We start from the raw sequence: 12,017 nt of genomic DNA, 5'->3' as shown, positions 1-12,017 counted from the left end.
AGGATCGAGCCGCGCCCGCCAAAGAGCGAGATGCCGCCGATCACCACGGCGGTGATCGCCTGGATGTTGCCGATCACGCCGGTCGTGGCCGAGGGCGAGACCGAGCCGAAGCGTCCGATCATCACCCAGCCCGCCAGCGCGCAGATGAAGCCCACCAGCATGTAGACCGACATCAGCGTTCGGTGCACGTCGACACCGGCGAGCTGTGCCGCCTCGGGATCGTCGCCCACCGCATAGACATGCCGGCCCCAGGCGGTCGAGCGCAGCGCATAGGCCAGCGCCGCCACCAGCACGATCATCAGGAAGACGCCGAGGGTGAACCGCGCGCCGCCGACGTCGAAAGTGGTGCCGAGGAATTGCAGGAACGGGGCTTCGGCCTCGATGTCCTGGGACCGGATGGTTTCATTGGCGGAATAGAGATAGGTGGCGGCCAGCACGATCTGCCACATGCCCAGCGTCACGATGAAGGGCGGCAGTTTCATCCGGCTGACCAGCCAGCCATTGGCCGCGCCGATGCCGGTGCCGACGGCGAGGCCCGCGATCACCGCGAAGACCGGCGGCAGGCCGTAGTCGAAGGAGACCTTGCCCATCACCACGGTACAGAGCACCGCGATGGCGCCGACCGAGAGGTCGATCCCGGCGGTCAGGATGATCAGCGCCTGCGCCGCCGCCAGCACACCGACGATCTGCACCTGTTGCAGGATCAGCGTCATGGCGAAGGGCGAGAAGAACCGGCTGCCCAGCAGCAGGCCGAACAAGATGATCGCTGAGACCAGCACGATCAGAGGCACAAGGGCCGGTGTCGTGTGCAGCAGGTCGTGGAACTTGCCGACCAGCCCCTTGTGGTTCTCCTCGAACGACGCGACGTCGGTCGAGGCGTCCTGGGTTGCGGCTTCGTAATTGTCCGAGTTGGACATGAGTGCCTCCAGATGTTGTGCCGGGTGGGTCCGGGCACGGGAATAGAAACGGGGGCGGGCAGGTCACCCGCCGGAGCGTTCCACGTCAGAGAGTCAGAGAACCGCCCGGGCCGCCGGTGCGGCCCGGACAGTCAGGCGATCAGCCCCAGCAGAGGTTCTTGCCCTCGGCGACCGAGATCGACTCGACGCCGTCGGCCGGATGGTCGGTCACCAGCGCCACGCCGGTATCGAAGAAATTCTTGCCTTCGGTTGCTTCCGGCTTCTCGCCGGTTTCGGCGAAGGTCGCGATCGCCTCGACCCCCAGCGCGGCCATCTTCAGCGGGTATTGCTGCGAGGTCGCTCCGATGATCCCCGCCTCGATATTGTCGATTCCGGGGCAGCCGCCATCGACCGAGACGATCAGCACATCTTCCTGCCGGCCGATGGCCTTCAGCGCTTCGTAGGCGCCGGCGGCGGCGGGTTCGTTGATCGTGTAGACCACGTTGATTTCCGGATCCTGGGCCAGCAGGTTCTCCATCCCCTTGCGACCGCCTTCCTCGTTGCCTTCCGAGACATCGTGCCCGACGATGCGCGGATCCTTTTCATCGCCCCATTTGCCCGGGTCGCCGAGATCGATGCCGAAGCCTTGCAGGAAACCCTGGTTCCGCAAAACCCCTACAGAGGGCTGCGAAATATTGATGTTCAACAGGCCGATTTTGGCGTTGGCGCTCTCGTCACCCAGGGAGGCGACGGCCCATTGGCCGATCAGCTCGCCCGCCTTGAAATTGTCGGTTGCAAAGGTCATGTCGGCGGCGTCGATCGGATCGAGCGGCGTGTCGAGCGCAATCACCAGAATGCCGGCATCGCGCGCCTGTTGTACGGCGGGAACGATGGCAGAGGTGTCCGATGCGGTCAGCAGGATGCCCTTGGCGCCATTGGCGATGCAGGTTTCGATCGCAGCAACCTGGGTCTCGTTGTCGCCATCCACCTTGCCGGCATAGGTATTGAGCGCGACGCCCAGTTCCTCGGCCTTGGCGGTCGCACCTTCGCGCATCTTGACGAAAAACGGGTTGGTGTCGGTCTTGGTGATCAGGCAGGCGCCAGCCGCGTGGCTGCCGGCATATGCGGTGCCGGCAAACGAGGCTGCACCGAGAGTGGCGAGTGCCGTAACACAGGTTCTAAGGGTCATGTTTCCTCCAAAAGTCGTTCTGTTGTCCGAGGTTTTGGAACCATAAAACTTCCTGATGAAGTAATTAATGGTGTCTGGTTCGGACAGTCTATTGTTGCGGTCGCAACATGCAACCGGAGCGAGGCACCTGCTGTAAATCTCTTCGGCAGACGCGGGCTCTGGGTAGAACGTGAAGGGCTCGCGAGTCAATAAATAATTCATTCGAAAGTAAGTAATGGTGCACTCTGACCCGCGCCGCTGCTTGTCAAACTGGCAAGAAATCTTACTATCGCAGCGTCGGCCAATGTGGTGAGACCCTCCAAAAATCAAAGTGATACATGGCCCGATGCGTCGCCTTCTGACCGAGAGGCGCTACTCCGGTCAAACCGCCAAAGGCGATCCAACGAGGTCGCCGCGGGGAACTACAACGAGCACCTGATCCTCAAGTTGATCCGCAGGATGGGCAATTGACCAAGGCAGAGGCGACTCAGGCCACCGGTCCGTCCCCCAATGCGATTTCAGGGATCTTCCGAACTCGCGTGGACGCAAATCTGGTGATCCGAGGCAAACCCCAGCGAGGCAAGATCGGACAACCGTCCGTTCGGCCAGGATCAACCCGGACGCGCCACTATCTCGGCCTGCGACCAGGGCGCCGTGGTCTTGGCCTCGCCTTGGTCGATTTCGGTTCTCTGGACAGTTCAGCGGCTGTCCCAAGGTGTATCGGTCTTGGCTTTCATGCCGCCAAAATCTGATCTCGACCCTGCCAATATGCCTCGTCCGGCGTTCTGCGCTTGAACGAGCGCCGTTTTTTGGCGTCCACCTTGGTCAGCAAATCTCATCGTTTGGTGTCGGCCTGCGGTTCATCCCGGAAAGTGTCACCCAATACATTGTCACGCAGCAGGGGTGCCAATTCATGATCTGCGCGGGCGAGCGCAAGGAAGGGCGCAGGGGCTGTCAGCTCCGGGGTAAAGGCGGGGGCCACCACCGTGCCGCCCGCGGCCTTGATAATCGCGATGCCGGCGGCGGCATCCCACAGGTTCAACTCGCGCTCCGCATAGGCGTCGACCCAGCCCGAGGCGACACCGATCAGGCCAATGGTGGCCGCGCCGCTGCGGCGGAATTCGCCGCCCTGCGCCACGATCCGTTCCAGAAACGCGGCATGATCGGCAAAGGGCGTGCGCGGCGACCAGCCGACGGCAATCAGCGCTTTGGCAGCGGCGCATCCAGCGTCCACCTGAAGGGGAACGCCATTCTTGCGTGCGACGGGGGCGCCGGACAACAGCCCCTCGCACAGCAGATCCAGATCGGGCGCAAAGATCACACCCAAAACGATTTCGCTCGCGCTGGCACAGGCAATGGACACGGCCCAGTCCGGCATGCCGCGCAGGAAATTCGTCGTACCGTCGATCGGGTCGATGATCCAGACCTCGCCAGAGGAGGTATCGCCGCGGCGTCCGCCCTCTTCGCCAATGATGGCGTCTTGGGGGAAGTGTTCCGCAAGGCGTGTGCGGATGAGGGACTCCACCGCCAGATCGGCGGCGGTGACAAAATCCTGCGGCCCCTTGGCGTCGATGGTCAGCCCCCCATGGGCCGCGCGCATGTCACGGGCCAGCGTTCCGGCCTCTCGGGCCAGAGCGGCGGCAAAGGACAATCGGCCCTGCATGTTCATGGTTGTTCGATCTTTCCTGTGGTGCCCCGTGCCACCGGGTGCAGCGGCAGATGTGTCACCAGTGTCGGGGCATCCGGTGTTTGCAGTCGGTAGCTCATTGCCTCGACCGCCATGGCGGCCTGTGTGCCGGCATCTTGGCGCACGGTGCTGAGATCATAAGACGCCCAGCTGGCCTGTTCAATGTCGTCAAACCCGACAACGGCAATGTCCTGTGGCACGCGCAGCCCCAGATCACCGCGAAGCCCGTCAAGCGCGCCGCAGGCCAGCAAGTCATTCGCGGCAAAGAGGCCATCGCAGGAACGCAGGGTGGCTTCGTGGCGGCGCATTGCATCACGCCCGGCCTCAAAGGATTGGCCATCGCAGGGCATCACCTGACAGGGCATCCCCCTGGCGTGGACCAGTTCGCAAAAGCTGTTGACCCGGCCGATCACGGTGAATGTCCGATCCTTGGGGCGCAGCACGGAAAAACGGCGCGCACCCGCCGCGTGCAGCATGTCGAACACGATCTCGGCAGCGGCATCGGGGTCGAGCTGAATCCGGTCGCCGCCGCTGGAGCCGGGGTTGCGGTTGATCAATACAACGGGCACACGCAGTCGCTGACATTCCTCGGTCACGGCGGCGGGCGGTGTATCCGAAGTCACGATCATCCCGGCGAGGTTGTAATCCAGCATCGACGAGAGCAAGGGCTCCAGATCATCGCTGTGATCAGCGGTCAGAAGCAGCGGGCGAAACCCCTCGGAAATCAGCGCGCGGGCAAGGTGTTTCACCTGCCGCGCCCGAAACGGCGTGTCCAGCCGCGAGGCAAGGATGGCGACCAGCTGCGATCGCTGCGATTTGAGGTTCCGCGCCAGTGCGTTGGTGCGATAGCCCAAAGCGCGCGCGGCCTCCATGATCTTGGCGCGGGTGTCATCCGCGATGCTGGCACCGGGAGTGAAACAGCGCGACACCGCAGATCGCGAGACCCCGGCCATGCGCGCCACGTCGTAAGATGTGGGTCGACGGTGGTCATCCATCGGCGCGCACCAATCGGGCAAGCGCAAAGGGATGGTCGACATTGGCAAGGTCAGGCGCGGCGGCCACGATCTGCGCCAAGGTGCCGGCATCACCGGCCATTGCGGCCAGCATGACCGATGCGCCTGCAGCGCGAACGGCGGAGAAATCCCCCGTGCCTTCGGGCAAGGTGAATTCCACGATCTGCGGCGCAAGATCGGCCAGCGTATCCGCAAGCGTTGGATAATCCTGCCGCCGCGCCATGATGTTCGCTTGTGGGGCAAGAGCGCGCAGAGCTTGCAGCTTGGCGTGATCGAATGACCAGAAAAACACGCGATCCTGCAATCCCGCCGCGCAGACCGCTTGCCAGACCGGGGCCGGGGGCGCGGATTTGAGCTCAAGATAGGCGCGTCCGTCATAGCGGTGCAGCAGGTTTAGGACTTCGGTCAGTGTCGGAACCGGGGTTCCGGCGAAATGCGGGCTGAACCAGCCACCGGCGTCGAGCGCGCGCAATTCGGCCAGGGTGTGATCACTGATCGGGCCGGCGCCATTGGTGGTTCTTTCCAGCGTGGCATCGTGGTGAATGACGATCTCGTCGTCGGCGGTGTGATGCAGATCGCATTCGATATAGTCAAAGCCCGCCGCCAGCGCGCATTCCAGCGCTGGTAGGGTGTTTTCCGGCGCGAATTTGTTGGCGCCGCGATGGCACACGGTCTGAAAACGCAGGCCACGCCCCGGCTGGTTGACCAGTTCGGGCCGGTCCGAGCAGATGCCGATCACCGGGCGGGTGCGGATAGCGGCCATGCGCTCCGGGTCTTCCTCGTGCCAGATCGCGAAGCGCTGGCCCTGGGCAAAGGCGCGTTCAAACAGGGCGTCGGTCAGCGTGTCTTGCGGCCGGTCCATATGTTCCCAGCACAGGTGAATCACATCCGCGCCTTGGGCATAGGCGAAGGGCTCCGCGCCCAGCGGCACAAGCACGGACCGGGGGTAGGGGCTGTCGGCTTCGGCCAGAAGCTTTGCGGCCTCCCGGTCAAAGGCGCCAAGGATGGCGCGGGTGATGCCGTGATCGCGCAGCATATGCAGCACTGGCAGGGTTGCGCGGGTGTCCTTGATATCGGCGTAGATGCCGGTGCCCAGCATCGCGGCCTCGGCCACCACATCCCGCAACAGGGGGCAGGGACGGTTTTCCGCCGTGGTGTGGGCGAGGATTTCGGCAAAGCTTGTGTCAGAGATCTTGCGCCCGTCCGACAGGATCTTGTCGTGGAACGCGATGATCTGGCCGTCGGACGATATGCGAATATCGACTTCCCAAATTTCCGCGCCAAGCGCGCTGGCGATGCGGAATGCCTCTAGCGTGTTGTCAGGCGCATAGGCGGAAGCGCCCCGGTGGGCGATGGCATACGGGCGGTCCGGGCGGGTCCAGTCGGGGGATGCGGTCACAGGCGGGCTCCTTCGGCGTCAAACAGATGCACGCGAGACAGGTCAACCTGCCAGGTGACGGGTTGTCCCAGCGCGATGTCATGGCCGGCGGGCACGATGGCGCGCAGCCGTTGGTCGCAGGGCAGGGTCACGTCGATCAGGTCTTCGCGGCCTTGCGGCTCGATGAAACTGACCTGCCCGGCGATGGATGGCCCGCGATGCTGCGGGCCGAAATGTTCGGGGCGCACGCCCAGCGTGATCGGCCCGCGGGCCGCGGTGCCATGGGGCAGGGGGAGAGCGTTGTCGGCGCCGATTGTCAGTTGGCCTTTGGCCTCGGCCCGTAAGAAGCTGATCGGCGGATTGCCCAGAAACCCGGCCACATAGCGGGACGCGGGACGTTCGTACATGTCGCCGGGAGTGCTGATTTGTTCGATCCGGCCATCCTTCATCAGGGCGATGCGGTCACACATCGACATGGCTTCGATCTGGTCATGGGTGACAAGGATCGCGGTGATGCCGGTTTCGCGCTGGAGCCTGCGGATTTCCGAGCGCATTTCCAGCCGCAGCTTGGCGTCGAGATTGGCCAGCGGTTCGTCCAGCAACAACACATCGGGCTTGCGCACAAGCGCGCGTGCCAGCGCCACGCGCTGTTGCTGGCCGCCGGACAATTGTTGCGGTTTGCGGGCCAGAAGATTGCCGATCTGAACCAGTTCCGCCATCTCGCCCACGCGGCGTTTGATCTCGGCCGGTTTGAGATTTTGCACCCTGAGCGGAAAGCCGATGTTGTCCGCCACGCTCATGTGAGGATAAAGCGCATAGTTCTGGAACACCACGCCGACGGGCCGGTCCTGCGGCGGCAGGCGGGTCACGTCCCGATCCCCGAAATGCAGCGTGCCGCCGTCGATCCGGTGGATGCCGCTGATCGCAAACAGCGTGGTGGACTTGCCGCAGCCCGACGGCCCCAGCAGCGCGATCATCTCGCCGGAGGCGACCGAAAGCGACATGTCCTCGATGACGGTGGTGTCGCCAAAGCGTTTGGTAAAGTTTTGCAGTTCGATCCGCATCAGCCTTTCGTGCCTCCGCCATAAATGTTCATGAGCCGTTTCTGGAACAGCAGGTAAACGGCGATGACCGGCAATGCGTAGAACATGCCGATCGCCTTGAAGAGCCCGTAGTCGGGGCGGGTGTCGTCCGCGATGACCGCGTTCATGTAGGTGGCCAGAACCTGGGCATCGGCGCCGGGCGCCAGCACCAGCGGCAGGATGAATTCCGACCAGCCGGCGAGGAAGGAAAAGATCAACAGCGCCGAAAGGCCCGGTTTGACCTGCGGCAGGATCAGTTCCCGCCAGACCCGGAACCGCGAGGCGCCGTCCTGCACGCCCGCCATCTCGATCTCCCACGGGACGGAATCGTAAAAGCCTTTCATGATCCAGATGCCAAAGGGCAATTCCAGTGCCGCTTTCACAAGGATCACGCCCATCAGGCTGTCGTAGAGCCCGAGAAATTGCAGCACGATGAAGATCGCGATGATCAGGGTGATGGTCGGAAAGGCATGCAGCATGATCAACCCGGCCAAGAAGAACCGCCGCGCTGGAAAGTTCAGCCGCGACAGCGCATAGGCGGCGGTGATCGAGAAGGCACAAACCAAAAGCGCGGTCGCGCTGGCAAAGACGAATGTGTTGAAGGTCACCCGCCAGATCGACGGTCTTGCGCTGTCGATGCTGGTCCAGAGGAAGCGCCAGTTGGTCAGCTCCCATTCCTGCGGGATGATGCCGCCGGGCGCGGGACGCGAAACGCTGTCGATCAACTGAAAGCCATACATGATGACCAGCGGCGCCGAGATCAGCGACAGCGCGAGGATCAGCATCCAGTTTCCCTTGGTGTTCATTGTTCGATCCTCGGTTTTGCAACGAGTTCGCTGAATTTGAAGAAACGCAGGTACAGCGCTGACAGCAGGATGCCGATGATCACCAGCGCCAGCGCATAGGCGGCCCCCAACCCGTATTCGAGATTGCCGCCATAGTTCGAAAGCGCGGTGTGATAGGCGGCCAGGGCCCAGACCTCGGTCTGGCGTCCCGGGCCGCCATCGGTGGCCAGCAGGATGTATTCAAACGAGGTCAGCAGTGACAGCGTCTGGTAAGAGGTGATGAACAGGATCGGCCAGCGCATCTGCGGCAACAGCACATGGCGCACCTGTTGCCAGCGGTTGGCCCCGTCCACCTGGGCCGCGAACAATTGCGTTTCGGGGATCGCGCGCAGCGAGGAGGAAAACAGGATCATTCCCAACGACGCCCCCACGCAGCCATTGATCAGCACGATAAAGGTCCAGGCATGGGTGGCGGTGTGGCGCATCCAGTTGATCGGCTCGATGCCGAAGGGACGCAGCATGGCCGAGATAAAGCCCTGATCCCATGTCAGCCATTGCCACATCAGCACATAGAGCACAGGGGGCAGGATTCGCGGCAAAAACCAGATGGCCCGAAACGTCTGGGCCGTGCGGCTTGGCAGATAGAAGGTCGACAGCGCAAGGAATAGACCGAAGCCCACGTTGAAGCCAAGCGTCAGAACCACGTAGATGACGGAGTTCAGCGCATAACGCCATGTGGCAGGCAATTCCCACAGCAACTCAAAATTCTGGGTGGTAAAGGTCCACCCGGTATAGGCCGCCTCGGTCAGCGCGAGGCGGTCGCGCTCTGGCACGCCAAGATCGGTGATCGCCAAGGCGAAATCATCCCGGGTGGCGAACCGTTGACCAAGGATCGAGACGCGGAACAGGTCTGCCGCCGTCTTGCGGTCGCGGACCTTGCGCAGCGGGTTTCGCCGCAGCTCTTTCAGCGCCCGTTCCATGGCCCGCTGGTCGTCGAACTTTGCGCCACCATGCAGCTTGTCCAGCTCTGCGGCGCGGTCCTCGCCGAATTCGGCGGCAAACAGGGCCAGTGTTTCGGGCTGCACCGCGTATCCGGCACCTGCCAACAGGGCCACCGCATCCTCGCCAACACCCACTGCCGGCAGGCGGCGCAGGTCGCTTTCGCTGATCTGGTATTCGCCGCCCAGAATGCCGGTCGAGGTGCTCATGTTCGTAAAGGCAAAAACCACCGTCAGCACAACGGGTAGTAGAAAGAACATCATTACCGCCAGCAACGCGGGGCTGAGAAAGCCCAAGCCCAAAAGGGTCTGTCGGGTCATGTGGCACCTCGTGATTGAACAGGGGCGACGGCGGGCTGATTGTGCGCGCCGTCGCCGGATTTCAGCCGGATCAGGCTCAGCGAACGATCAGCTCGTCGCCCAGAGTGGCGGTCAGTTGCGCTTCCACTTCGGCCACGGCTTCTTCGGGGGTCTGAACGCCGGTCCAGGCGGCTTCGAGGCCCTTGAACATCGCTTCCGAAAACGCTCCGTAGCTGGGGTGGTTCGGTTGCGCATTGGCGTGCGGCAGCAGGACTTCGGTAGCCTCGGCGGCCCAGCGGTCACCGGAATAGAGGTCAAGACCGGCTTCGGCCTTGCCGATGGCGAGGTGCGACGACTTGATCGCATGCAGCGCGTTCAGGCGCGGCTCGGACGCGATGGCGACCAGTTGTGCGGCGATTTCCTCGACGCGGTCGTCTTTCTGATCGGTAAGAAGATAGACCAGCGGGTGGGTCACGGTATTGGCGCGGCCCGCATCATTGCCGGCCGGGATCAGGGTAAAGCCGACGGTGCCGAAGAAGTCTTCGTTGCCTTCCTTGCCGGTATAGCGACCATAATGCCATGTGCCGCCGTGCCAGAACGCGGCTTTGCCATTGGCAACTTCGGAATACCACTGGTCCCATTCGGTGCCGATGTGGTTCCTTCGGGTGACACCGGCATCCACCGCGTCGACAAAGAACTGGTACATCTCGGTCATGGCAGTGCGGTCGAACAGCAGCTTGCCGGTTTCGGTGTCCGTCAGCTCACCGCCGAAGGATTGATAGAACTGAGCGTAGTCCGGCCCGTTGGACACGCGCGGATAGAAGCCGTAGCCTTTTTCGACAAGGCCCATGTCGACGGCTTTCTTGGCATCGGCCAGCATGTCGCGCAGGGTGTATTCACCGGCCTCGACACGGGCAGACATGGCGTCCATGTCCGCCTCGCTGTAGCCGAGCGCTGCGAAGGTCTCTTTCCAATAGAAGAACGGGCGGCTTTCCGCGTCCTGGGGCACACCCCACTGCATGCCGTCAAACGTCGCGATTTCCATCAGGTTGCCGTAGATGTTGTTCAGCGGCCAGGCGTCCAGATCGACGTAGTCCTCGACCGGGACGATGTAGCCGGCGCTGGCCCAGGGGGCGATGTCCAGATGCGAGGTGACGACGATATTGGGGGCGTTGCCCGCTTCGGCGCCGAGGGTCACGGCCTGTTTGAAGCCGTCCCAGCCGTCGAAATCGCGTTTGCCTTCGACGGTGATGTTCAACTCTTCGCCGCGGATGGCTGCTTCGCGCGACAGCATGTCGGCGGCAATGCGGATGTTGTCTATGCGGTAGTGGTCGCTGTCATTGGACCCGCCGGCCCAGACTGTGATGGTGATGTCTTCTGCCAGAACCGGCGCGGCGGCCGTGGCGGCGATCAGCGCCAATGCGCTAGTCATCTTTTTCATGGGATCGAATCTCCAAGCTGTGGGGCGCACGCGGCATTGGGTTGCACACGTGTGCACAGCTCTCGACGATCTTTGTAACAGCGGCCTGTGTGTTAAGTGTCATTTACGTGAAAAAACGGCGGCCGCGGATATTCCACCATCAGCCCGGGTGCGAAAGTCAGTGGACAGCAGGACGTAGCAAGACGACCTGCCCCCTGCTGGTCCCTCATTCATAACGAGAGTCTGCAGGTTGGTGCTCTGCCGCCATGTTGTCTCAAGCCTCGTTGCGACAGTTTCCGCTATCTCAGCTTCTTCATCTCTTCCCGGAATGCCTCGGTCGGGGTTCGCCATCCGAGGCACTTTCTGGGCGTGCCGTTCAGGCGGTCGCAAATCGCCTTCATCTTGGGATTTGAGAGCGCCGCGAGCTGGGTGTCCCTAGGCAGGTAACGGCGCGCGCGCTTGTTCAGGTTCTCGACCGAGCCCTTTTGCCACGGCGCCTGCGGGTCACAGAACCACGCCACGGTGCCGATCCCGGGCTGCAACTTGCGCCATTCGCGAAATTCGAGACCGCGGTCAAAGGTGATCGAGCGGCGGGCCGGTTGGGGCAGGGAGACCATCACGTCCATCAGACGGTTCATGAACTGCGTCGAGCTGCGGTCGTTGTTGCGGAACAGCATGGCGAAACGGGTCTTGCGTTCCACCAGCGAAGCCACGTTCATCTTGCCCTGGGCCTTCTCGAAGATCATCAGATCGCCTTCCCATTCACCAAATGTCTCACGGGTCTTCACATACTCCGGCCGTCCATGGATCGACCGATCCGGCGGGAAAACAAGGCCGCGCGGGCGTCTGGCATAGCGCGGTTTGCGTTTCTTGCGGCGGCTGGGCAGATACCGCGCCAGCGCGGCGGACTGACCTTCGCGGCTGTAGACATGGGCGTATATCGTCTCGTGGCTGATGCGGATGGGTTGGCCTTCGAACCCGAGGCGGCCGGCGATCTGCTCGGGAGACCAACCTTCCTTGAGGCGGTCGATCACCGCTTCGCGCAGCTCGGGCAGCCGGATCAGCTTGCGACGACGGGTGCGCCGGGCGGCGGCATAACGCTGAGCATTGATCCCGTAGTAGCCGTCCAGATACGGTAGTTCCTCGTCGCTGAAGGAGTTGCGCTTGCTCTCGCGATAGATCGTCGAGCGGTGCCTGCCGATTTCCGCCGCAATCCTGCTGACCGGCACTTTCGTGTACAGCATATCCTCGATCGCACGTCGTTCGCGTAAATTCAGCTCTGTATGGGCC

Annotated in this window: 10 protein-coding genes; all 10 read right to left on the bottom strand. The window is 62.8% G+C overall.

Annotated features, from left to right (window positions below; genetic code table 11):
- The coding region (locus BMW90_RS25445) for an ABC transporter permease (RefSeq protein WP_074840521.1) at positions 1-917 on the bottom strand (917 nt) is incomplete at its 3' end.
- Positions 918-1,056: 139 nt separating this feature from the next.
- The gene (locus tag BMW90_RS25440) at positions 1,057-2,085 is read right to left on the bottom strand and encodes a sugar ABC transporter substrate-binding protein (RefSeq protein WP_074840519.1); all 1,029 of its coding nucleotides are present in this window, start codon (positions 2,083-2,085) and stop codon (positions 1,057-1,059) included.
- An 814-nt stretch (positions 2,086-2,899) separates the two neighbouring features.
- Positions 2,900-3,715: an inositol monophosphatase family protein gene (locus BMW90_RS25435; RefSeq protein WP_170850631.1), complete on the bottom strand. Its 816-nt coding sequence runs from the start codon at positions 3,713-3,715 to the stop codon at positions 2,900-2,902.
- A gap of 14 nt (positions 3,716-3,729) precedes the next feature.
- Positions 3,730-4,746: a LacI family DNA-binding transcriptional regulator gene (locus BMW90_RS25430; RefSeq protein WP_074840525.1), complete on the bottom strand. Its 1,017-nt coding sequence runs from the start codon at positions 4,744-4,746 to the stop codon at positions 3,730-3,732.
- Positions 4,739-6,163, bottom strand: coding sequence for a glycerophosphodiester phosphodiesterase (locus BMW90_RS25425; RefSeq protein WP_074840514.1), 1,425 nt, complete (start codon positions 6,161-6,163; stop codon positions 4,739-4,741). The genes BMW90_RS25430 and BMW90_RS25425 overlap by 8 nt, the downstream gene beginning before the upstream one ends.
- Positions 6,160-7,206, bottom strand: a complete 1,047-nt coding sequence (locus BMW90_RS25420) for an ABC transporter ATP-binding protein (protein ID WP_074840512.1) — start codon at positions 7,204-7,206, stop codon at positions 6,160-6,162. Before BMW90_RS25420 ends, BMW90_RS25425 begins: the two co-directional genes overlap by 4 nt.
- Entirely contained in the window at positions 7,206-8,030 is an 825-nt protein-coding gene (locus BMW90_RS25415) for a carbohydrate ABC transporter permease (protein ID WP_074840510.1), read from the bottom strand. The genes BMW90_RS25420 and BMW90_RS25415 overlap by 1 nt, the downstream gene beginning before the upstream one ends.
- Positions 8,027-9,328, bottom strand: coding sequence for a carbohydrate ABC transporter permease (locus BMW90_RS25410; protein WP_074840508.1), 1,302 nt, complete (start codon positions 9,326-9,328; stop codon positions 8,027-8,029). The genes BMW90_RS25415 and BMW90_RS25410 overlap by 4 nt, the downstream gene beginning before the upstream one ends.
- A gap of 76 nt (positions 9,329-9,404) precedes the next feature.
- Positions 9,405-10,748 carry an ABC transporter substrate-binding protein gene (locus tag BMW90_RS25405; protein ID WP_074840506.1) on the bottom strand — a complete coding sequence of 448 codons (1,344 nt, stop codon included), beginning with the start codon at positions 10,746-10,748 and terminating at the stop codon, positions 9,405-9,407.
- A 278-nt stretch (positions 10,749-11,026) separates the two neighbouring features.
- The coding region (locus BMW90_RS25400) for an IS30 family transposase (RefSeq protein WP_211569044.1) at positions 11,027-12,017 on the bottom strand (991 nt) is incomplete at its 5' end.

This window comes from Marinovum algicola, from assembly GCF_900109145.1.
GTDB classification, from domain to species: domain Bacteria; phylum Pseudomonadota; class Alphaproteobacteria; order Rhodobacterales; family Rhodobacteraceae; genus Marinovum; species Marinovum algicola.
This window is presented reverse-complemented; position numbering and strand designations above follow the sequence as displayed.